The 22,110-nt window shown below is 48.0% G+C and carries 17 protein-coding genes and 1 pseudogene; 12 read left to right on the forward strand and 6 right to left on the reverse strand.

Annotation, left to right across the window (positions count from 1 at the left end; all coding sequences use genetic code 11):
- The first annotated feature begins 2 nt into the window (after positions 1 to 2).
- Positions 3 to 723: pseudogene (locus H6G45_RS14900) on the forward strand (IS1 family transposase).
- 15 nt (positions 724 to 738) lie between these two features.
- The gene (locus tag H6G45_RS14905; RefSeq protein ID WP_347338276.1) at positions 739 to 1,944 is read left to right on the forward strand and encodes an anhydro-N-acetylmuramic acid kinase; all 1,206 of its coding nucleotides are present in this window, start codon (positions 739 to 741) and stop codon (positions 1,942 to 1,944) included.
- Here H6G45_RS14905 and prfA read toward each other — a convergent pair.
- The 3 genes from prfA to surE all read right to left on the reverse strand — a co-directional run bounded on the left by prfA (position 1,941) and on the right by surE (position 4,604).
- Positions 1,941 to 3,038, reverse strand: a complete 1,098-nt coding sequence (gene prfA, locus H6G45_RS14910; protein WP_190599190.1) for a peptide chain release factor 1 — start codon at positions 3,036 to 3,038, stop codon at positions 1,941 to 1,943. The genes H6G45_RS14905 and prfA overlap by 4 nt on opposite strands.
- Positions 3,039 to 3,126: 88 nt before the next feature.
- On the reverse strand, positions 3,127 to 3,711 hold the full coding sequence (locus H6G45_RS14915) for a DUF3727 domain-containing protein (RefSeq protein WP_190599191.1): 585 nt from the start codon (positions 3,709 to 3,711) through the stop codon (positions 3,127 to 3,129).
- Positions 3,712 to 3,776: 65 nt separating this feature from the next.
- The gene (gene surE, locus H6G45_RS14920) at positions 3,777 to 4,604 is read right to left on the reverse strand and encodes a 5'/3'-nucleotidase SurE (RefSeq protein WP_190599192.1); all 828 of its coding nucleotides are present in this window, start codon (positions 4,602 to 4,604) and stop codon (positions 3,777 to 3,779) included.
- 456 nt (positions 4,605 to 5,060) lie between these two features.
- Here surE and psbA point away from each other — a divergent pair, with 456 nt between their 5' ends.
- The 7 genes from psbA to H6G45_RS14955 all read left to right on the forward strand — a co-directional run bounded on the left by psbA (position 5,061) and on the right by H6G45_RS14955 (position 9,513).
- Complete coding sequence (gene psbA, locus H6G45_RS14925) at positions 5,061 to 6,143, forward strand: photosystem II q(b) protein (RefSeq protein ID WP_190599193.1); 1,083 nt, start codon at positions 5,061 to 5,063, stop codon at positions 6,141 to 6,143.
- A 135-nt stretch (positions 6,144 to 6,278) separates the two neighbouring features.
- Positions 6,279 to 6,791, forward strand: coding sequence for an isoprenylcysteine carboxylmethyltransferase family protein (locus tag H6G45_RS14930; protein WP_190599194.1), 513 nt, complete (start codon positions 6,279 to 6,281; stop codon positions 6,789 to 6,791).
- 32 nt (positions 6,792 to 6,823) lie between these two features.
- Positions 6,824 to 7,408: a class I SAM-dependent methyltransferase gene (locus tag H6G45_RS14935; RefSeq protein ID WP_190599195.1), complete on the forward strand. Its 585-nt coding sequence runs from the start codon at positions 6,824 to 6,826 to the stop codon at positions 7,406 to 7,408.
- Between the two features lie 24 nt (positions 7,409 to 7,432).
- Complete coding sequence (locus H6G45_RS14940; RefSeq protein ID WP_190599196.1) at positions 7,433 to 7,927, forward strand: rhodanese-like domain-containing protein; 495 nt, start codon at positions 7,433 to 7,435, stop codon at positions 7,925 to 7,927.
- A 183-nt stretch (positions 7,928 to 8,110) separates the two neighbouring features.
- Positions 8,111 to 8,305, forward strand: a complete 195-nt coding sequence (locus tag H6G45_RS14945; RefSeq protein WP_190599197.1) for a DUF2892 domain-containing protein — start codon at positions 8,111 to 8,113, stop codon at positions 8,303 to 8,305.
- 164 nt (positions 8,306 to 8,469) lie between these two features.
- Positions 8,470 to 9,006 (forward strand): cytochrome b6-f complex iron-sulfur subunit, encoded by a 537-nt coding sequence (gene petC / locus H6G45_RS14950; RefSeq protein WP_190599198.1) that lies wholly within the window; start codon positions 8,470 to 8,472, stop codon positions 9,004 to 9,006.
- Positions 9,007 to 9,066: 60 nt separating this feature from the next.
- Entirely contained in the window at positions 9,067 to 9,513 is a 447-nt protein-coding gene (locus H6G45_RS14955) for a DUF2214 family protein (RefSeq protein ID WP_190599199.1), read from the forward strand.
- A 27-nt stretch (positions 9,514 to 9,540) separates the two neighbouring features.
- Here H6G45_RS14955 and H6G45_RS14960 read toward each other — a convergent pair whose 3' ends face one another.
- Entirely contained in the window at positions 9,541 to 11,880 is a 2,340-nt protein-coding gene (locus tag H6G45_RS14960) for an ATP-binding protein (RefSeq protein ID WP_190599200.1), read from the reverse strand.
- Positions 11,881 to 11,888: 8 nt separating this feature from the next.
- A complete protein-coding gene (locus H6G45_RS14965) occupies positions 11,889 to 13,661 on the reverse strand; it encodes an EAL domain-containing protein (RefSeq protein WP_190599201.1) in 1,773 nt (590 codons plus the stop codon).
- Positions 13,662 to 14,368: 707 nt separating this feature from the next.
- On the opposite strand from H6G45_RS14965, the gene H6G45_RS14970 reads away from it, so the two are divergent.
- From H6G45_RS14970 to H6G45_RS14980, 3 genes are all read left to right on the forward strand, one after another.
- Positions 14,369 to 15,433: a hypothetical protein gene (locus H6G45_RS14970; protein WP_190599202.1), complete on the forward strand. Its 1,065-nt coding sequence runs from the start codon at positions 14,369 to 14,371 to the stop codon at positions 15,431 to 15,433.
- 17 nt (positions 15,434 to 15,450) lie between these two features.
- Positions 15,451 to 16,122, forward strand: coding sequence for a PspA/IM30 family protein (locus H6G45_RS14975; protein WP_190599203.1), 672 nt, complete (start codon positions 15,451 to 15,453; stop codon positions 16,120 to 16,122).
- Between the two features lie 62 nt (positions 16,123 to 16,184).
- Positions 16,185 to 17,117 carry a homocysteine S-methyltransferase family protein gene (locus tag H6G45_RS14980; protein ID WP_228016965.1) on the forward strand — a complete coding sequence of 311 codons (933 nt, stop codon included), beginning with the start codon at positions 16,185 to 16,187 and terminating at the stop codon, positions 17,115 to 17,117.
- 255 nt (positions 17,118 to 17,372) lie between these two features.
- Here the strand turns inward: H6G45_RS14980 and gltB are convergent, their stop codons facing one another.
- The gene (gene gltB / locus H6G45_RS14985; RefSeq protein WP_190599265.1) at positions 17,373 to 22,043 is read right to left on the reverse strand and encodes a glutamate synthase large subunit; all 4,671 of its coding nucleotides are present in this window, start codon (positions 22,041 to 22,043) and stop codon (positions 17,373 to 17,375) included.
- Between the last annotated feature and the right edge of the window lie 67 nt (positions 22,044 to 22,110).

Below are 22,110 nucleotides of genomic sequence, written 5' to 3' on the forward strand. Positions count from 1 at the left end.
AGATTTTGAAAAAATTTCTATGCACTGCCTTGAATGTAATCAAAAATGGGTTTGTCAAGGAGAAGCAACGATTCAAGTGTAAGAGTTGCCAATATCAATTCACAAATCTCTCCAAGGAACGGGGTAAACCTCTCTGGATGAAACTAGAAGCAGTCCTACTGTACATGAGTGGCATGTCAATGAATGCTACGGCAAAACCATTGGGAGTTTCTACTCAGTCAGTGCTCAACTGGGTTAGAGATTTTGGTGAAGCAAACTATGAAAAACCAGCCCCAGACTCAGCCATGGTGGTGGAATTAGACCAACTGTGGCATTTTCTCCAGATAAAAAAACACGTTATGGATATGGAAAGCATATGACCGTCTTACTGGGAGACTCACCGACTGGGAACTGGGAAATCGTTATAGTCAAACCCTAGGTCGTTTGCTGGAGAAACTGGCAAACTGAAAAGTGACGGTGTACTGCACTGATGACTGGAAGCCTTCTCAACAACTGCTGGATGAACATCCTGATGGGTTCCATGTGATTAGCAAAAGGGAAAACCTAGGGATTGAGAGAAACAACTCAGATAATCGCCATTGGCTTGCCAGATTCCATCGCCGGACGAAGGTTATCCCCAAGTCAGCCTACATGATTGAAATTACCATGGCAATATTTGCTAAATTCAGGGTCAATGGCAGCATAGAATTGTTACGCAACTGGCGGCTTTCATTACTTTCTTGAACTCTCTCATTATTAATTACCTCAACCACAACAGCTAGGAGCAGGACTTTGTATTGCATTGGTTTGATTAGTGGCACTTCCGTGGATGGCATTGATGCCTGTTTAGTGGAAATTACTGGGTCTGGGTTAGATCTCAGGGTGGATTTACTGCGGGGAGAAACCTACGGCTACCCCACTGGCTTGCGTCAACAAATTTTAGATTTGTGCGGCGGAAAACCCACTAGCCCAGAGGCGATCGCCTTAGTGGATGACAATATTGCGAAGGAATTTGCCCAGGCGGCCCAGAAAATTCAACAATCTTTGCCCCCGGCGGACTTAATCGGTTCCCATGGCCAAACCATTTTCCATCGTCCCCCCAATGCCGAAAACTCCCTTTCCCTAGGCTACAGTTGGCAGTTGGGTCGGGGAGAGGCGATCGCCAGTTTGACGGGGCTGACCACGGTGAGCAATTTTCGGGCGGCGGATATTGCAGCGGGGGGCCAGGGAGCGCCCTTGGTTTCTAAAATTGACGTTTGCCTCTTGAGCGATCAGGATGAACACCGCTGTGTGCAGAATTTGGGTGGCATTGGCAATGTGACCTATCTTCCTCCCCGCAATCAGGCCCATTGGCAGGAAAAAATTTGCGGCTGGGACACGGGGCCCGCCAACGTCTTAGTTGACCTTGCAGTGCAAAAATTTACCCAGGGGGAAAAAACCTATGACCAAGGGGGGCAATGGGCAGCCCAGGGTCAGCCCCGGCAAGCATTGGTGGACCAGTGGTTACAAGAACCCTTTTTTGAGCAATGCCCTCCTAAATCCACCGGCCGGGAGTTGTTTGGGGCCCAGTACCTCGACAATTGCTGGATTGAAGCCCAGCGCCAGGGCCTGAATGAAACTGACTTTTTGGCCACTCTGACGGAATTTACGGCCCGCTCTGTGGTGACGGAATACCAACGGTTTTTACCCCAGTTGCCCGATCGCCTGTTGCTATGTGGCGGTGGTGCCCATAACCTCTATCTACGGGAGCGGCTCCAGTATCATCTTGGCCCCAACACCATAATTCAGCGCACCGATGATGTTGGTCTGAACAGCGATTTCAAAGAGGCGATCGCCTTTGCCGTGTTGGCCTATTGGCGTTTTCAAGAGCAGTTTCCAGGCAATGTTCCTCTGGTCACCGGCGCTAGCCAGGATTGTCTCTTGGGGGATATTCACTTTGCGCCAGGCCGCAACCGATTTGATTAATTATTGGTAGCTTCGGCCAATTCCGCTAGCCGTTCCTGTTGATCCTGGGAAATGCAGGATTCAATAATGGTGTGAATTTCACCTTCCAGGGCCGTGTTTAAATCAAAGTTGCGCCCCAAACGGTGGTCAGTGACCCGATTATCCTTGTAGTTATAGGTGCGAATTTTTTCGGAACGGGAACCCGTCCCTACTTGCGATCTCCGATTGGAACTGATGGCATCCTGTTGTTCCTGGAGCATCATGTCATAGAGTTTTGCCCGGAGGATTTGCATGGCCCGTTCACGGTTTTGGAGTTGGGAACGTTCCTCTGTGCAAAAAATCCGAATGCCTGTGGGTTTATGGAACAGATCCACCGCCGTCTCCACCTTGTTAACGTTTTGTCCACCAGCCCCACCGGAACGAGCGGTACTCATTTCAATATCTTTGGGATCAATTTTAACTTCCACGTCATCCACTTCGGGCATGATGGCCACCGTAGCGGTGGAGGTATGTACCCGCCCCCCAGCTTCTGTCACCGGCACCCGTTGCACCCGATGCACTCCCGCTTCAAATTTCAATTGACTGTAAACCCTTTCTCCCTTCACTTCGAGAATTGCTTCCTTAAAGCCCCCCATATCCGCCAAGGACTCACTCAACAGACTCACTTTCCAGCCTTGGCTCTCGGCATACCTTGTGTACATTCGCACCAAATCCCCAGCCCAAATACTAGCTTCGTCTCCCCCGGTGCCAGCGCGGATTTCCAACATGATATTTTTCTCATCGTTGGGATCCTTGGGCAAAAGCAGGATAGTTAGACGTTTTTCCAACTCCCTAATGGCATTTTCCAACTCCTCCACTTCCAACTGGGCCATTTCCCGCATTTCTGGGTCATTGCCGGATTCTTTGACAATTTGCCGAGCCCCTTTTAAATCCTCTTGGCTTCTTTTCCAAGTGTCGTAGGTATCAACGGTTTCTTCCAATGATGAGCGGGCTTTGGCCACCCGTTGCAATTCATCGGGGTTGGTGGCAATGTCCGGATCCGCCAGCATCCTAGTCAATTCCTGATAGGTCTGCTCCACAGAAGCTAGTTTGTCTAAGAGGTACGTTTCCGCCATGGTCTGCCTTGGGTCAAAATGCTCAGTCTTCTATTCTAACTCCCCCAAGACCCCCCTGCTTTCTCCCGCTGTATTGACCGCCCACTAATCAGTCCGCATCTTCAAATAAAAGCTCTTCCAGGATATGTTTTAGTTCGTCATTGTCGGGGTGTACCAACTCAATTTCTGTTTCACTAACGGCTTTAGCAAGGAACAACAAAGGGGCGAGGGGAGTGTAAATGCTATAGCGTTCTTCCTCGTGGTAAAAACTAGCCAAGAACTGCAACTCTTCCTCTTCCATTTCAGCGGCGGCATCGTTGCCCTCAATTTCTAGGGTGAGAATATCTTCGTCTTCAATGGGGGGCAATTCACCGCTAACAGTGAGGGTGTAAGCAGTGTACTTCAATGACAAATCCAATTCTGCTAGTACAGCCTTAGCATCGGCAAAAATACGGCTAATTTCTTCTTGATCCTCTAGTAAAATTGCCTCGGCATCTTCTGTTTCTTCATCATCATCTTCCCAGGCAATAATCACCACTGGGATATCAACAGGCATCAATAATAAATATTGAGCATCTTCTTCTTCAAGGGAATTTTCCACGTAGCAATCTAAGGCCCGCCCCGCTTCATCGTAGAGCGTTATGCTATCGCTTTCATCCGGTTCATTTTCTTGATTAAACAGATAAGCAGACATATAACTTAATAATATTATTGAGTATTAAGAGTATCACGGAAGAAGCAGATATTTAAGAAGGGAGCTTAATTAAAGTTTAGGTGATCTAGCCAATTGCTTTTTTCAATAGTGTTAACTCCATTGATATCCGTAAGATTATATTGCAATGGGGTAATGGTGATGAAGTTATCTTGGCTGGCCTGCACGTCGGTGGGAATGCGACGGTTGAGCCGGAGATAGTCCGGTTGGGGAATTTCCTTTACCCTTTCCCCTGCTAGCCAGTAGTAGCGTTTTCCCCGGGGATCGTACCTTTCTTCGAAGGTTTCGCTATAGCGCTGTAGTCCCTGACGGGTGAGCTTAACTCCGGCAATCTGATCCGCTGGCACCGCCGGAATATTGATGCTAAATAAAGTCGGCTCCGTCAATGGCGATCGCCAGAGATGTTGGACAAAGCAGTTGGCAAAATCAGCGGCGGGCTGGAAATCCGTGGCGGTAAAACTAACCAAACTCAATGCAATGCTGGGAATGCCCTCGATCAACCCTTCCATGGCGGCGGAAACCGTACCGGAATATAAAACATCAGTGCCGAGGTTAGCACCGTGGTTAACTCCGGAAAGGACAAAATCTGGATAGCGGGGCATCACCGCATGGAGAGCAAACTTTACACAATCAGCAGGGGTGCCAGAACAGGACCAAGCCTTGATACGGGGATCAAACACATCCTCCACCATGCCCGCTCGGATTGGTCGATGGAGGGTCAGGCCATGGCCTGTGGCCGATCTTTCCCGGTCAGGACAGACCACTGTGACTTGATGCCCGGCGGCGGCCAGGGTGTTGGCCAAGGTACGTACCCCTTGGGAAAAAATACCGTCATCGTTACTGACGAGGAGATTGAGGACCGGGGATGGGGTCATGGGACACCAAAGAATCGAGATTGTGCCTTTCAGCCTTAACGATATCAGGCTATGTCCCGCTTAAGCTCCGATTATTGCCAGCTAACTCCTTGGCTCCCTGGGGCCATAACTGGGAAGTATTTTGTGCCTTTGGCCAATGGGGCGATCGGTCCCAAATGGACTAATCCTGCTTTCACAAGAAAAAATTTTTCTTTTTTAATGGTTTATTTTTCCCAATAAAACCTTTTTTTTACCTTTGGAAACCAACCGTAATCTGAGAAACTGTCTTGTTTTTTTTAAGAAATATTATTAATCTGAAATTCAAGAGAGGTTAATCAACGCCAATTATTATCTCGCATTATTAATCCTCCTTTATATATCTGGTTTAATTGGATTTGACTGGTCGTTATTGTCAAAATAACCAGCAAAAATTAAATTCAAGCTTAAAACCAAAATCTTACTTCGTAATTATTCGCCATGACTACTACCCAATTAGGATTACAGGAACAAAGCCTGTGGTCACGGTTCTGCCGTTGGATTACTAGCACTTCTAATCGCCTCTACATCGGTTGGTTTGGGGTGTTAATGATTCCCACTTTGCTGACCGCAACCACCTGTTTCATTATCGCTTTTGTCGCCGCTCCACCGGTGGATATTGATGGTATTCGGGAGCCCATTGCTGGTTCTTTACTGTACGGTAATAACATTATCACTGCTGCTGTAGTACCCAGTTCCAATGCTATTGGTTTGCACTTTTATCCCATTTGGGAAGCCTCTAGCCTCGATGAATGGCTCTATAACGGTGGCCCTTATCAACTGATTATTTTCCACTTTTTGATCGGAATTTTCTGTTATCTCGGTCGCCAATGGGAATTGTCCTACCGTTTGGGAATGCGCCCTTGGATTTGTGTCGCCTATAGCGCCCCCGTTGCTGCGGCTACCGCTACGTTATTGATCTATTCCATTGGCCAAGGTTCTTTCTCCGATGGTCTACCCCTGGGCATCAGTGGCACTTTTAATTTCATGTTGGTGCTGCAAGCGGAACATAACGTCTTGATGCATCCTTTCCACATGTTAGGCGTAGCTGGAGTGTTCGGTGGAGCATTATTTTCCGCTATGCACGGTTCCTTGGTAACTTCTTCGTTAATTCGCGAAACCACTGAAGTTGAATCCCAAAACCAAGGTTATAAATTTGGTCAAGAGGAAGAAACCTATAACATCGTCGCCGCCCATGGTTACTTTGGCCGTTTGATTTTCCAATATGCTTCCTTTAACAATAGCCGTGCCCTCCACTTTTTTCTTGGTGCTTGGCCCGTGATTGGGATTTGGTTTGCTGCCCTTGCCGTTTGTTGCTTTGCCTTCAATCTCAACGGTTTTAACTTCAACCAGTCGATTCTGGATGCCCAAGGTCATCCCGTTGGCACCTGGGCCGATGTCATCAATCGAGCCAATATTGGTTTTGAGGTGATGCACGAACGCAACGTTCATAACTTCCCCTTGGATTTGGCTGCCGGTGATGCCCAAATGGTCGCCCTCAACGCCCCCGCCATTGAAGGCTAATGCCATTGCCATAGCTGACTGTTGGACTTCGTTTCATTTGGTTAATCAAGGGCACTCTCGGAATGGGGTGCCTTTTATGTTCCAAGGTTAAAGTTAAGTCAGTAAAGTTTAAGTCTATTTTGGGGGTGAAACGCAATGAATCAATTTAAGGACTGGGGTTTTTCCACTGATTGGTGGCAAGGGAAAAAAGGTGAATATTGGGTGCTGGGGCAAGCAATTCTCTCCCTCGGATTTGTACTTTTACCGGTTTATACTCCCACTAATTTTCAATTACTAGCTGAACAGAATCAGTTAATTATCTGGGCTGGAACTTTGGTTTTTGGCACGATTGCCGCAGTTCTACTAATTGGTGGTGGTCTACATTTAGGAGAAAATCTGACTCCCTTACCCCATCCCAAACAGCATAGTCAATTGGTTACCACTGGTATTTACGGCATTATTCGCCATCCCCTCTACGGCGGCGTGGTTTTTCTGGCGATCGCCTATGGATTTTGGCAATGGAGTTTGGCCCATTTAATTGGGGCAGTGCTGTTATTTGTATTTTTTAATTTCAAAGCTAACCGAGAAGAAATCTGGCTAGAAAATAAATTCAGCGACTATGGCGATTACCAAAGCCGGGTAAAAAAATTGATTCCTTGGCTTTATTAAGGGAATATCAAGAAAAATGACGAGGAAAAATTATGTGGGATGAAAGACTTAACCAGTCAGAATACGTTTACGGTACAGAACCCAATGAGTTTTTAGTCAGTGTGGCGGGGCAAATTCCCCGGGGCAAAGTTCTTTGTTTAGCGGAAGGGGAAGGGCGCAATGCTTGTTTTTTAGCAAGTTTGGGTTACCAAGTAACAGCGGTAGATCAATCCTCCGTTGGTTTAGCTAAGGCGCAAAAGTTAGCCCAGGAAAAAGGTGTAAAAATTACCACCATCCAGAGTAATTTGGCAGATTTTGAAATTATTGCCGATGCCTGGCAAGGTATTGTTTCTATTTTCTGCCATTTACCTTCCAGTTTACGAAAACAACTTTATCCACGGATTTACCAAGGCTTAAAATCTGGCGGAGTGTTTATTTTAGAAGGATTTGCCCCGGAGCAATTGCAATATACAACCGGTGGTCCCAAGGACTTAGATCTACTCCCAAACTTGATGACTTTACGAGAAGAATTGTCCAGTTTTGCATACTTAACCAACCACACTTTAGAGCGGCATTTGAACGAAGGTATTTACCATCAAGGTAAAGCAGCTCTAATCCAAGTATTGGCAAAAAAATAATCCTGATTTAACCAGACCATTTCTATGCAATTAATTATTGTTCGTTGCCTTACTGTTTTCTTTTTAACTTTCTGCTTAATGGGTTTTAATTTCCAACCTACCCTGGCCGCAAGTTTACCCCCCTCCTTCAATTCTGAACTCAGTCCCCAGACCGAAACGGTAGACTTGGCGATCGAGCAGTTTTTAAATTCTCTGCCGGCAAACTATTACACGATTCGGACACCGGCAGTCCTCAAAAAACAGTTGGGTGATGCCCAGACTATCTTAGTGGATGTAAGAGAAGTTAAAGAATACCAAGCTGGTCATATTCCCGGAGCCATTAATATTCCCCTACGAACTTTAACCCATAATCTTACCCAACTTTCTCCGGATAATAAAGTTATTGTCTATTGCTCCACTGGCTATCGTTCAGCTATGGCGGTAATGACTTTAAAACTTTTCGGCTACGAAAACGTTGTCGGTTTTCCCCCTAGTTTTATGGGCTGGCAAGCGGCGGGGGAAATGACCGTAAAAACTTGACCAATCAAACTCAAAAATATGCCTTTTTGCATAGCCAAAACGACACTCTTAACAAAAATTTATTGTTATAATAAGAAAAGTAAAGGGATTCGATTTTGAATTTTACTCATGTCCCTTAAAACAGCAAAAAAGCTGACACAAATTTCTCTATTATCATCAATTTTTCCACAGGAGATTTATGCCATGGTCACCAATATGGGCTCTATTGATCGTTTGATTCGTTTAGTTGTTGCTTCCGCATTACTCTATTTAGGTTTATTTTTCTACTCCGGCACCAGCTTAGGTTTGGGTCTTACCGCTGGAGGGGGATTGATGCTATTTTCCGCCACTTTTGGTTTCTGTGGACTGTACAAATTACTCGGTATCAATACCAAGTAAGTAAGCTCAAGCAAAACCAATCGTCTCAATACAGTGGTTACCCCTTTTAGTTGGCTTAATAAAGTCCTGAATATAACAATGGGCACTTGCAGGGCGAATGATTCCGGTGGTATCCGCTGTATTTTCCCACCAGTTTTTACCATTCGTTTGGATTAATTTAAATTATGATCAACTCCTCCGCCATCGACTCCCCCTCTTTTTCCCGTCGTCAATTACTAAATTTTCTCACCGGCACCACCGTTGCCGTTACGGCCAGTGCGGGACTGTACACCGTGGGAAAATTCCTCGTTCCCCCCGCCGAAAAAACCGGGGCTGGAGGGGGCATTATTGCTAAGGATGTTTTGGGCAACGCCATTCCCGCTTCCCAAATTTTGGCGGAAGCTCCCGGTACCAGGGCTTTGGTGGCTGGTCTAGCCGGTGACCCCACCTATCTAATTGTCAAAGAAGACGGTAGCCTTGACAGCATCGGCATTGTGGATGTCTGCACCCACCTAGGCTGTACTTTCCCCTGGAATGGCAACGACCAAGAATTTCAGTGTCCCTGCCATGGTTCCCGCTACCATCCCGACGGCTCTGTGGCCCGGGGTCCCGCTCCTTTACCTCTGAAAATAGTGCAAGTGGCTGTGGTAGATGATCACATTTTGATTTCCCCCTGGACTGCATTGGATCCTCGCACAGGGGAAAAACCCTGGTGGGTTTGATAATTTTTGATTTTTGGCTAACAATCTTCAAAGGCTAAACTATTTTGGTTTTATTGACATATGTGGATTAGTGCCACCGTTGCGTATATTCATTACCTCAGTTTCATGGTTGCCTTCGGCGCTTTGGTCACAGAGGGTCTGACCTTGAAAAAAGAACCTACCCTGGAGGAGTCTTGGCGATTGGTCATTGCCGATAGTATCTATGGCTTGTCCGCCACGGCGGTGCTGGTTACAGGGGTTTTACGGGTGATGTATTTTGGCAAGGGCACTGATTATTACCTGAGTCATCATATTTTCTTTGCCAAGGTGGGGCTATTTATCTTGGTGGGGTTACTTTCCCTCTATCCCACTTTCTCGTTTTTAATGTGGATTAAAACCCTGCTCGATCGCCAGGCTCCCGTACTGGAGGAAGGCAAAGTATCTGTGTTGCAATGGTTGATTCGGGGGGAATTGGTCGGACTGGCCTTGATTCCCTTCACCGCAGCCCTACTGGCCCGGGGCCTTTAGATTCTTCAGAGGTTCAAGACCTTTTATTTATTTGGCTGTATTGATCAATTCTGGGGAGCCTACCTTGGGCAGAGTAGTGGAATGATTTGGGAGCCACACCTTGAACCGAGTCCCCTGGTCTAAGACACTTTCCACCTCAATTGATCCCCCATGTAAGTCCACACAGGTTTTGACAATACTCAACCCCAGGCCTGTGCCGTGAATATTGCCCACATTACTAGCCCGTTGAAATGTTCGAAACAGTTTCGGTAAATCTTCGGCAGGAATACCAATCCCGTGATCAATTACTTGAATCTCTATCCCAGTATTGACAATCCCAACACTCAATTCAACAGGATGCATAGGTAACGAATACTTGACGGCATTGGATAGTAAGTTGGTAAAGATAAACTTAATCAATTTAGCGTCCATGAAAACTGGCTCTACCACATTGTCGAAGTTAGATTTAATTTGGTGATGACGGCCAATCCCCGATTGAATTGCCTCAACAATATCTTCTATTACCAATTCCAAATTCATTAGTTCTGGCTGAAACTGCAACTTACCCGACTCAACCCGGCCAATCAATAAAACATCGTCCAGCATTTGCTCTAAACGACGGATAGAGGTGTAGATTCTCTGCAAATGTTTATCCTGTCGTTCTGGGTGAGCCTGTCCATCAAATGATGCTAATAGTTCAGTTGAAGAAAAGATACTTGTTAAGGGAGTTCTAAACTCATGGGACACCATCGAAATAAAGCTATTTTTTAAGCTATTAATTTCTTGTTCTCGTTGGAGTGTTTGGGTCATCTGCTCCTCCTGACGACGTTGCTCGGAAATATCTCGAAATACCATGACACACCCAGCAACTAAACCGTTTGCACCAATAATCGGAGCGCAACTATCATCAACATCAATGGTTTCCCCATTGCGTCGGACGAGGGATACCCCATCATGTAAAAATTGATTTACCTGAGAATTAATCGCCGCAACAACAGGCGAGGGATAAAAGGCTTGAGTCTCAGTGTTAATCAGATTCAGAACCGTCGAAAATTTTTGTCCCACTGCTTCTTGATGAGGCCAGTCGGTTAAAACCTCTGCCACGGGATTCATTAGTGTAATCGTTTCATTGGCGTCAGTCATCATGACGGCGTCTCCAATACTAGCCAGGGTTACTTCTAAAAATTCTTCCTGTCGATTGGCTTGAGATTCCCCATGGTAACGCAGTCGAATTTCATGATAAATCCAAACCAAAATTACAATTAAAATTAATAGTGTAATACTAAAATTAGTCCAAATTATGACTGGGTTTAACTTCTCAGAAGTTCTAAAAGCCTGTTGCCGTTGATCCAGTAAAACTAATTCTCTGCCTTCAATTCTTTCTAAGGTTTGCAACAAATCAGACACAACAGAAAGTGCTTCTTGACTAGAATAGATTTTTTGGACAGTATTAAAATCTTGGCGATCAATGCCATGAATTAATTGATTGAGAATTTCATTATCATGAATCAACAATAGTCTTAACTGTTTTACATCCGGTCTTTGGTTGGGGTTATCCTGCGTCAGGGCATCAAGTTGATCTAGATGCCGATAGATATTTTTGAGGTGAGAACTATAGTAATTAAGGTTGGTGGCACGATTATTGAGGATAGTATAGTTTCGCACGGCCAACTGGGCTCCCTGAAGCGATAATTTTAACTCGTTAATTTGTGTCAGCACCTCCTGAGTATGAATTACCCATTGGGACAGGGTTTGGAAACGGGAGTTGGTCCAGAGAGAAGGTAATACCGAGATAAATCTCAGGACAATTACCAGGCCAAACCCTATGCCTAATTTCAAAAAGAATCGATCCTTGCGTTGATGACTGATGCGCTCCTGGGTCTGTCGACTAATACTCTCGATCACTCGCCGTTTTTGAATTTCAATTACCACTTGCCGCGCTAATTCCGTCATCGTTAGCAATTGGCCTGGTGTTAATTCTCGCGGTATAAAATCAATAATACACAACACCCCCAAGCCGTAGCCATCCGGGGTAATTAGAGGCACTCCGGCATAAAACCGCACCAATTGCTCTTTGAGATACCTCGGTTGATCCTTAAATACTGGGTCTTGGAGTGTGTCGGGAATAATCAGTATCTGCTGCCGTTTCAGGGCGACATTACAATAGGAGGTTTCCCGGGGAGCTTCCGTTAAGTCACAGCCAATTTTGGCTTTAAACCATTCCCGATGCTGATCCATTAGTCCAAACAGGGCGATCGGCACCTGACAAACTTCCTTCAGGGTTAAGACAATTCGGTCAAAGGCATAGTCGGGAATCGAATCTAAGAGGCGACAACTTTTGAGGATTTCCAGGCGTTTCTCTTCGTAGGCGTCGGTTTGTTCGTGCATTGGTCGTCCTAAACTATAAAGTCTGGTAACAGGTTGGATAGCTCCGGTACTTCTGAAGCTGTCCAGTCTAGACAGAATTGATAAAACTCTGACTCTGGCACAGGTCGACTAAACAAATAACCTTGGAGTTGGTCACAGCCTAGATTTTGTAAAAATCGAGCCTCAGTAACTGTTTCGACTCCTTCTGCGACCACTTGCAAATTTAGTTCATGACACAATTGAATTACCGACTTAACAATGCTGGCATTCTTGGGATTGGTATCCAGACCCCGGACAAAGCACTGATCAATTTTGACCACATTTACCGGAAGCACTTGCAAGTATTCTAGAGAAGAATAACCTGTGCCAAAATCATCGATCGCCAGGGTGATCCCCAGATTTGCTAGGGAAGTTAAGATTTCACAGGCCCGGGGGACATTGGCAATTAAGCAGGATTCTGTAATTTCTAATTCCAGGAAGTTTGGCAGTAGCATAAGTCCATGGGTGGAAAGCAAGTTGGCAATGGTTTGGTCTAAATTGGCCTGGCGAAATTGCAGAGGAGATAGATTCACCGCAATTTTTAGGGGTGATAAACCCAGATTGTTCCACTGTTTTTGATCCTGGCAAACCTGTTCTAAGACCTGTAAGCCAATGGGAACAATTAGTCCGGTGGCTTCGGCAATGGGAATGAATTTTGCTGGTGGTAAAAGGCCTTTTTGGGGATGTTGACAGCGGACTAAGGCTTCGGCCCCGACAATTGCTCCGGTGTTGCCATCAATTTTCGGTTGATAAAATACCCGAAACCAAGATTCCTCCAGGGCCTGGATTAACTCATCTTCCAGCACTAATTGCTCTAGGTTTTGTTCCCGCTGATGAGATGAGTAAAATTCGTAAGCTATTTCCTGGGATACTCGACTGGCAGCAAAATCAGCTTTTTCCACCAGGCCTTCCAAGCAAGTATCATCTTCCGGGAAGCAACTAATGCCCATCAGCATCGAGAGACGAGTGCGAAAAGTGCCGATCTGAATCGGTTTAACCATTACCCCATGGATTAACTCAACAAAGCTTTGAATTTCCGCCCTAGTCTTAGGAATAGTTGCAATAATCAGATAACGGTCATGATCCATTAAGAAAAGAGCATCCTCTTCCCCTAACTGGCTCCTGAGACGACGGGTTAACTCCAGAATCAATTCCTGCCGCTCCTGCGGGTTAAGCACCATTTCCACCTGGCGCAGTTGTAAAATCTGGAGTGAGAGAATTCCCACTAATTCCTCTAATGAGTGACGACTAGCTACCGTTTCATTGAATTTTTGCCGTAACAAAAAGCGATTTGGCAGACCAGAGTCCGGGTCATAGTGATAGATCTCCTCTAATTTTTTCCGTTCCCAGGCCACCTTGCTATCAATGTACTGTTCTTGAGAATTAACCTTGGCTAAACGAGTTGAAATAGCTTCGAGGAGATCCGCTCGACTAAAGGGTTTGGTGACATAATCATCTGCCCCCAATTTCATCCCGGTGCGTTGGTCAGTTCGATCGGCTCGGGCCGTGAGAAAAATAAAGGGAATTATTTCGGTGTCTGGCTTTTCTCGCAATGCTGTTAACACCCCATAGCCATCTAATTGGGGCATCATAATATCGCACAAAATTAAGTTGGGATGATTCTCCTGGGCGATTTTTAAGCCAGAAATACCGTTCTCGGCCACCAACACCGTACATCCTTCATCCGTGAGCATTTCTGCAATATTCTCGCGGATGCTCTCATCATCTTCAATCACTAAAATGATGATATTTGTCATATCCATTATTATTACCTCTTGAAATTTGAACCTAACTTGGACCTAAAATTTGCAAATTCAAACTAGGAAAATTGGCTCGTTGGGGTAACAAGACAACAGGGGGGATCTCAGTTTTGTACGTGGTAAACAATTTAAGATGTCAAACCCCATCGAAAGCATTCATTGAGTAGAGATTCATAGATGGTAATTTTCAATCTAGTCAGGTCATTTTGATAAGCTCAAATGCCTGATATGCAAAGGTTTAAGCGTATTTCATGCATCAAAAGCAACGGTGGTCAGCATAAATACTTGCCATGTTTCTAAGATGCACCCAGTCAACCAAAGCCGGAGTCACTAATTTGAAAATTATTCGGAATGAAATCCCTCAATAATTTCAGGGGTGGAATCTTTTTTTTGCAGTCTATCGCAATTCTAATCTTATTGCCGTTTCAATTACTGTACAAAATGTATATCGATTAGATTTAATATTTTTATTTTGTGAAATAAATTCAAAAAATGCCATGAAATGATTTTTGGATTTTCTGATTAATCACTATCAAGGAAACTGGCTCCATGGAACCTGGATTTTTTCCCTGGGTCAATTGGGTCAATGAAACCATGGCGATCAAGACATCCCTGGGCTAGAATATCGCTCAGACTCACACCTCCATAGTTCTCAGCCTGTTTGATTTTGCCCTAACCTGAATAAACCGCCGTTGCTTGGTGGCCTCGCCATGACTGACTATTCCGCCGTTGATAAATCGTCCTTTGCCTCCAGTGAGTCTGACTACATTCAAGCAGAGCTAATGGCCGAGGAAGAAACTAGGCCTAGGGTGAACTATGACCCAGGAGAGTCTAGCTTGGCGCCCCTAGCCCCGCCCCTGGAAGCAACAGAAAGTTTTGAATTTAGTTTTATTGACCGCCCGGTGCCCCAGGAAGAAGAAGAAGTAGAGAGCACCTGTCCCACTGAGGAAATTCTTACCCGTCTATTTACCCCCTGGAGTTTGGCGGGACTGTTGATGTTGGTGGCGGCCAATGGATTATTAACGGTTTATAGTTTGACTGCCCGAGCCCCGGGCCCAACGATGGTGGTGGCTCAGTTTGATGGTTTGCCCCCCATTACCCCTGGTTTACCCCCGGTGGCCGATGCGGGGCCTGGCCTCAATCCACAGGATCTCAGCGAAATGGCTGTGGTGCATGACCCCCAACCTACGGCTCCCTCTGCTCCCCAGGCGATCGCCAATCAGAATATTGCCAATGTTCCCAGTGCCCCCCCGTCAACCATGGTCCCCCCAGCCCAGCCGGTGCCCATGGCCGGCTATAGTCCCTATTTAAACAATCCTGGCTATTATGGGGCCGCCGCCCCCGGTAATATCACTCCCCCCCGCCCCAATCAGTCGGGTCAGCCATTGCCCACCATTGCCATTCAACCCATCCGCCAGGCTCCCACCCCACCCTTACCCCCTCCTCCTCCCCCGCCGATTAATACGGGTATAGGAAGTGGCGTTGTTCCTCCCCCTCCGGTGGCCAGGGCCGATTATGGTAATCAGGGCAGTGCCGCCCCTAGTTCCCCCTCCGCCAGTGGAGCCAGTGTGGAATCGCAGATGTATCAACAGTTGCCCAGTGGCGCTTCCCCCAGTGCCGTTGCCAGTGGTGGGGAGCAGTCTTTTAATCAAAATGCCCGTCAGCAGTTGACTAAAACCTATAATCAGGCGGGAAGTGCCACTGATCGGGGAACTAACCTTGCTACCCAACAGTTGGTGCAGGAACTAGAACGCCTTAACCAAGCTCCCTATTAGGGTTTACCCTCTTTGTCATGGAACTTTTTAATCGGGTTGGAAGGGTGTTGAAAGCCCAATTAACCCATTGGCAGCAACAACAGGAAGCGCCGGAGGAACTCCTCGAACGTCTATTGGGGGAGATGGAGTTGGAGTTGATCGAATTGCGGCGGGCCCTGGCCCAGACCATTGCCACTTTTAAAAGTACGGAACGCCAGAGAGATGCCCAGAAATTAATCGCCCAGCGCTGGTACGAAAAAGCCCAGGCTGCCCTGGATGGGGGGAACGAGGCCTTGGCTAGGGATGCCCTTGGGCAAAGACAATCCTATCAAAGTCATACAGAAGCCCTAGAAAAATCCCTCGGGGAACAACGGGCGGTGGTGGAACAGGTACGGGGACAATTACAAAAGCTGGAGCGCAAATACTTGGAGCTTAAAAGTCAAAAAAGTCTCTATCTGGCTCGCTTAAAATCGGCGATCGCCGCTCAAAAAATTGAAGAGATTGCGGGCAATTTGGACAATGCCAGTGCCAGCAGTTTATTTGAAAGAATCGAAACCAAAATCCTGGAGTTGGAGGCCGAACGGGAATTGCTCAATCCTCCCCCATCCCCGCTGGATAAAAAGTTTGAGCAATGGGAAGAACAACAGGCCGTGGAAGCAACCCTAGCGGCGATGAAAGCTCGACGCCCCCTGCCTCCATCTTCCCCATGAGTGGGCTATAAAGATTTTTGTGGAAAAATTAATTAACCGCTGACTGTGCGTTAGCCCTCAAAATGACCAATCTCCCCCACCAGTGTGAGCAAATTTTTTTGTTGGACGGCGGTCTGGAAACGGAAATGATTTTCAACCGAGGCTTTGAGCTACCGGCCTTTGCCGCCCATACCCTACTGTCCGATCCCCTGGGGCGGGAAGCCTTAAAGAACTACTTCCATGGTTTTTTAGATTTGGCTAAAGAAAAACAATTCGGCTTTTTAATTGACGCTCCCACCTGGCGGGCTCAACCATTTTTTGCGGAAGAATTGGGGGTGAGGGTGGAAGAAATTCGGCAAGCCAATTTTCGAGCGGTGGAATTTGCCAAAACCTTGAAGCAGGCTTATATCACTCAAATTAAACCTTTACTGATCAACGGTTTGATTGGCCCCTGTGGGGATGCCTATGGCGGTGAACATTTCAGTGATGCGGAGGAGGCCCAAGCCTATCACCGGCAACAAATTAGCTGGTTAGCGGAGGCCGGGGTCGATCTATTGGGGGCATTTACCCTCACCAGTGTTAATGAGGCGATTGGTATTGTCCGGGCTAGCCAAGAATTTTCCTTACCCGTGTCCATTTCTTTCACCGTGGAAACGGACGGTCACTTACCCACGGGCACTGCCCTGCCGGAGGCGATCGCCAGGGTTGATGAGGCTACCCATCAGGGAGCGGCTTATTTTATGGTCAATTGTGCCCATCCAGACCATTTCTGTTCCGTGATCACAGAAGAAGCTTGGTTGAGTCGCTTGGGGGGATTTCGCTGTAACCCTTCCCGCCGTAGTCACGCCCAGTTAGATCAAGCAGATTTTCTCGACATCGGTAACCCAGTGGAACTTGCCCACTCCTATTGGATGCTGAAACAAAAAGTCCCTTCAGCCAATGTGTTTGGAACCTGTTGTGGTTCCGACCTCCGCCATATTCGGGCGATCGCCAATGTCTTTGACGAACAAATGTAAGAGAGTGTCAAATTGTATACTTCATGGTCTGTCCCACCATCTTTTCTACAACGACAATATTTTCCTCGCCCGCAAGGAGAAAAATATTGCCGGTTCGCTCATCCAGGCGAACAATATTAATAGACAGACAAAGTTTGGTAAACCAGCAACACAACAGATGACACTAAATTTTTTGTTCTAACCTCCTTGTTACTTCGAGTAAAGTCCCCCCAAGCACCTGGCAAGGGTTAGGGCGCATATTTTAGGTCAATCCAACTAAACTGAGGTTAGAGTCTTCTCCCCAGCCAAACTTGCATCCCCATTGGCTTCAGGGGAATCAGCTTCCGAGGGGGGAACCGCCTGCCAGAACTGGCCAAGATAATCGGACCAGTTAGCCAAAATTTCCTTTCCTTTGGGACTGCCTGTCCTTTCTACATGGGCCGTGATCATGGCTTTTAATTGTTCTTCCCCTTTAGGAGCGGCAATCCGTTGCAAAGTGATAATTTCCGGGTTGATTTTTTCCGGTAAATCCCCCACTTCATCGAGGAAGTAGGCCAAACCGCCGGTCATGCCTGCCCCCACGTTACGACCCACCGGGCCAAGGACGACAATCACGCCGCCGGTCATATATTCACAACAGTGGTCGCCAGCCCCTTCAATCACCGCTTTACCCATGGAGTTACGCACCGCAAAGCGTTCCCCCGCCCGGCCGTTGGCATAAAGGTTGCCCCCCGTTGCTCCATAGAGACAGGTGTTACCGATAATGACGTTATCTTCTGGTGCAAAGCTCGCCTGGGAATGGGGCACGATGACAATTTCACCACCATTCATACCTTTGCCCACATAGTCGTTAGCTTCTCCTTGCAGATGCAGAGTCATGCCATCCAGGTTAAAGGCCCCAAAGCTCTGGCCCGCAGCCCCTTGGAAATTGAGGGTGATACTGCCGGTGAAGCCATTGTTGCCATACCTTTTGGCGATCGCCCCGGAGAGACGGGTGCCCACGGTACGGTCGGTGTTGACCAGACGGTAGGTTTTGGTCACAGTGGTTTGGTGGTTAATGGCTTCTTGGATGTCAGGATCGGCCAAAATGTCGTCATCCAACACAGGACCATTGCTGTGGACAGGCTCGTGGTTGAGCCATTGTCGATTTTGCTTAGTATCAGGCAGATTGAGCAAGCAATCTAAGGTCAGATTCTGGGTTTTACTCAACTGGACATCGGAGCGGACTTTGAGCAAATCGGTGCGGCCAATGATGTCGTCCAAACTGCGGTAACCCAGATGGGCCAACAGGGAACGCACTTCTTCGGCAATGAAATAGAAGAAATTGACTACCTGCCCCGGCACTCCTTTGAACCGTTGTCGTAACCGTTCCTGCTGGGTGGCAACCCCAACGGGACAATTGTTGGTGTGGCAAACCCGGGCCATAATGCAACCTTCCGCAATCATGGCAATGGAGCCAAAGCCATACTCTTCTGCCCCCATGAGCGCCGCCATCACCACATCCCAACCGGTTTTCAGACCACCGTCAGCCCGGAGCAAAACCCGGTCCCGCAGTTGGTTTTCCATGAGCACTCGATGCACTTCGGTAACGCCCAACTCCCAGGGAGAACCGGCGTGTTTGATGGAACTGAGGGGAGACGCTCCCGTACCACCGTCGTGGCCAGAAATTTGAATAATGTCCGCATTGGCCTTGGCGACCCCAGCGGCGATCGTACCAATGCCAATTTCCGCCACCAATTTCACCGACACCTGGGCTTGGGGATTAATTTGGTGCAGGTCATAGATTAGTTGGGCTAGATCTTCAATGGAGTAGATATCGTGGTGGGGAGGGGGAGAAATCAAAGTTACCCCAGGCTTGGAGCGGCGCAACATGGCAATGTATTCACTGACCTTTTTGCCGGGCAGTTGACCCCCTTCACCGGGTTTGGCCCCCTGGGCCATTTTGATTTCCAGCTGTTTGCCACTCATGAGATATTCCGGGGTGACACCAAAACGGCCGGAAGCAATTTGCTTAATGGCGGAGTTGGCCGTGTCGCCATTTTCTAAGCCGTGGAGATGGGGCAACGTGGGGGAGTTACCTTCCGCATCTACGTCATCTAGGGTGAGGTAGCGCACCGTGTCTTCGCCCCCTTCCCCGGAGTTGGATTTCGCCCCCAGCCGATTCATGGCGATCGCCAAAGTTTCATGGGCTTCCCGAGACAGGGCACCGAGGGACATACCACCAGTACAGAAGCGTTTGACAATGGATTCCACCGACTCCACCTCTTCCAGGGGAATGGCAGTCTGGTCTGGATTAAGATCGAGCAGATCCCGCAGTGCAGTAACGGGGCGCCCCCGCAGATATTGACGATAAAGGCCGTAGTGGTCATAGGCTTCGGCGTTGGCCCCATTGCTTCCCCGTTGGTAGGCCGCCACCGCTTTATGGAGGGACTTGGACATTTCTGGGGAGTTCATGTGGTACTCTCCACCGGGGCGGTAGTTAACAAAGCCAAAGTTTTCCAACTTTTTAGCCATTGCCGGGAAGGCCATGCTATGGAAAACCATCACTTCCTGGGCCACGTCGGCCATGGTTAACCCCCCCACTCGGCTAGTGGTGCCAGCAAAGGCATATTCCACCAATTCCGCCCCCAAACCGATCGCCTCGAAAATTTGGGCACCGTGGTAGGAGGACAGGAGGGAAATGCCCATTTTGGAGAGAATCTTAAACAGCCCCGCTTCCACCGATTGCCGGTAGTTTTGCAACGCGGTGGCCAGGTCAATTTTAGCGAGGCGACCATTGTCCATCAGCTTCTGGGTTTTCTCATCCCGCCACCATTGCCGTACTGATTCCAGGGCCAAGTAGGGACAAATGGCAGAAGCGCCATAGCCTACCAAGCAAGCAAAGTGATGGGTACTCCAACATTGGGCCGTATCCACCACCAGGGATGCCTGTAGCCTTAACCCAGCCCGAATTAGGTGATGGTGTACTGCTCCCACCGCTAATAAAGGGGGAATAAAGCTCTGATTTTCGCTTAATGTATCTCCATTGGGCCGGTCGGTTAATATCAAAATTTCAATGCCGGATTGCACCGAGGCGATCGCCTGTTGCACCAGGTTATCCAGGGCACTCTGGAGACTGTTAACGCCGCCTAAATCGTACAGGGTAGAAAGTACCGCAGTGTTTAACTGCCCTTGTTTAATCGCTTCCAGCTCCAACTCATTCACCAGCGGCGATCGAAGCTTGATCATGCGGGCTGCTTCCGCCTTGGGCTCGAGAATATTGCCCCGGGGCCCCAGGAACATGGCCAAGGACATCACCAAATTTTCCCGTAGGGGGTCAATGGGGGGATTGGTCACCTGGGCAAAGCGTTGTTTGAAGTAGTCGTACAGTAGGCGGGGTTTATGGGACAGCACGGCCAAAGGAGCATCGTCCCCCATGCAAAAGGTCGGCTCCTTACCCTGGTTAGCCATGGGCACAATTACCATTTCCACATCTTCTGCCGTGTAGCCAAAGGCCGCCTGTTGCTGCAAAGTCGTTTCAGCGTCGGCAAACAAACTTTTGTCAGCAAAACTTTCCGAGGCAACCATTTGACGATTGGTTTTTAACCATTCCCCATAGGGATGTTTCCGGGCCGCCTGCTGTTTAATTTCGTAGTTTTTGAGAATTTTTTTCTGGTCTAAATCCACGGCAATCATTTGCCCCGGAGCTAAACGACCCTTTTCCACAATGCTTGCTTCTGGTAAATCCACTACCCCCGCTTCGGAGCCCACCACAATGTAATCGTCTTTGGTAATGCAGTAGCGGGCCGGACGCAGGCCATTGCGGTCTAACCCTGCCCCAACAATCTTGCCATCACTAAACACCAATAAGGCCGGGCCATCCCAGGGTTCCTGCAGGCCGCTGTAATAGTCGTAGAAATCGCTAATTTCGGGATAATTGTTTAACGCCGGTTGATTTTTGTAGGCTTCCGGCACCAAAATCATCACCGCTTCGAGGGGCCCACGGCCAGTGCGGGTTAATAGCTCTAATGCACTATCGAGGTTGTAGGAATCACTGTTAGCCTGGTTGACAATGGGAGTTAAAGCTTCCAATTCCGCCTTGGTCCAACCTGGTACTTCCAACGCCGCTTCCCGGGCCGCCATCCAATTAATATTGCCCAGGAGAGTATTGATTTCCCCATTGTGCCCCAGCATACGCATGGGCTGGGCCAGGGGCCATTTGGGCATGGTGTTGGTACTAAACCGACGGTGGTAAACGGCGAAATTACTGATGTATTGGGGATTGAGTAAATCTAGATAAAATTCTCCCAAAATAACACTGCGGACCATGCCTTTATAGACAATGGTGCGGGAAGAAAAGGAACAAACATAGAAATCTTCCGCTAGCCTTTTACCAATGATGGAGCGGGCAATATATAGGCGACGGTCCAATTCATCCCCGGCACAACCAGCGGGGCAAGTGACCAAAATTTGTTCAATGTGGGGTTGATTACTGCGGGCCTGGCTACCCAAGACGTCCGGGTTCACCGGCACTTCCCGCCAGCCCAGCACCGTTAATTTTTCTAGCCGTACCACTTCTTCCACATAGGCCCGGGCCACTTCCCTGGCCGTTGGTTCCTGGGGCAAAAAGACCATTCCTACCCCCAGGCGATCGCCGTCGGGCATGGGCAAATTACGGGTGGCAAACCACTGGGCCAAGAGCTCCCGGGGAATGGCGGTCATCACCCCGGCCCCGTCTCCCGAATCATTATCGGCACTGCATCCTCCCCGATGCTCCATACATCCCAAGGCCTTTAGGGCCTGCTCCACCAGGGTATGGTCCGGTTCACCCCGGAGATTAGCGATAAAACCCACACCACAGGCATCTCGTTCTTCCACTAACCAAGGTTGACCAAGGAAAGGTTGGGTAGAATTGGTGGCAACAGAGGAGTTTGTCATAGGAGCTAGCAACGGATATTGGAAGGAAATATGGACGGCAATTGGAGACCCTAAAGGGCCCCTCAGCTTGGGGGCGGTGGTTAATTTTACCAGCTAG

Origin of the sequence: Synechocystis sp. FACHB-383 (assembly GCF_014698605.1) — a bacterium.
Taxonomy (GTDB): Bacteria; Cyanobacteriota; Cyanobacteriia; order Cyanobacteriales; family Microcystaceae; genus Synechocystis; species Synechocystis salina.

Coding starts and splice junctions, on each gene's coding strand:
- prfA (WP_190599190.1), bottom strand. CDS start 3,038: ATGGCGGAAACGTACCTCTTAGACAAACTAGCTTCTGTGGAGCAGACC.
- H6G45_RS14915 (WP_190599191.1), bottom strand. CDS start 3,711: ATGTCTGCTTATCTGTTTAATCAAGAAAATGAACCGGATGAAAGCGAT.
- surE (WP_190599192.1), bottom strand. CDS start 4,604: ATGACCCCATCCCCGGTCCTCAATCTCCTCGTCAGTAACGATGACGGT.
- psbA (WP_190599193.1), top strand. CDS start 5,061: ATGACTACTACCCAATTAGGATTACAGGAACAAAGCCTGTGGTCACGG.
- H6G45_RS14930 (WP_190599194.1), top strand. CDS start 6,279: ATGAATCAATTTAAGGACTGGGGTTTTTCCACTGATTGGTGGCAAGGG.
- H6G45_RS14935 (WP_190599195.1), top strand. CDS start 6,824: ATGTGGGATGAAAGACTTAACCAGTCAGAATACGTTTACGGTACAGAA.
- H6G45_RS14940 (WP_190599196.1), top strand. CDS start 7,433: ATGCAATTAATTATTGTTCGTTGCCTTACTGTTTTCTTTTTAACTTTC.
- H6G45_RS14945 (WP_190599197.1), top strand. CDS start 8,111: ATGGTCACCAATATGGGCTCTATTGATCGTTTGATTCGTTTAGTTGTT.
- petC (WP_190599198.1), top strand. CDS start 8,470: ATGATCAACTCCTCCGCCATCGACTCCCCCTCTTTTTCCCGTCGTCAA.
- H6G45_RS14955 (WP_190599199.1), top strand. CDS start 9,067: ATGTGGATTAGTGCCACCGTTGCGTATATTCATTACCTCAGTTTCATG.
- H6G45_RS14960 (WP_190599200.1), bottom strand. CDS start 11,880: ATGCACGAACAAACCGACGCCTACGAAGAGAAACGCCTGGAAATCCTC.
- H6G45_RS14965 (WP_190599201.1), bottom strand. CDS start 13,661: ATGGATATGACAAATATCATCATTTTAGTGATTGAAGATGATGAGAGC.
- H6G45_RS14970 (WP_190599202.1), top strand. CDS start 14,369: ATGACTGACTATTCCGCCGTTGATAAATCGTCCTTTGCCTCCAGTGAG.
- H6G45_RS14975 (WP_190599203.1), top strand. CDS start 15,451: ATGGAACTTTTTAATCGGGTTGGAAGGGTGTTGAAAGCCCAATTAACC.
- H6G45_RS14980 (WP_228016965.1), top strand. CDS start 16,185: ATGACCAATCTCCCCCACCAGTGTGAGCAAATTTTTTTGTTGGACGGC.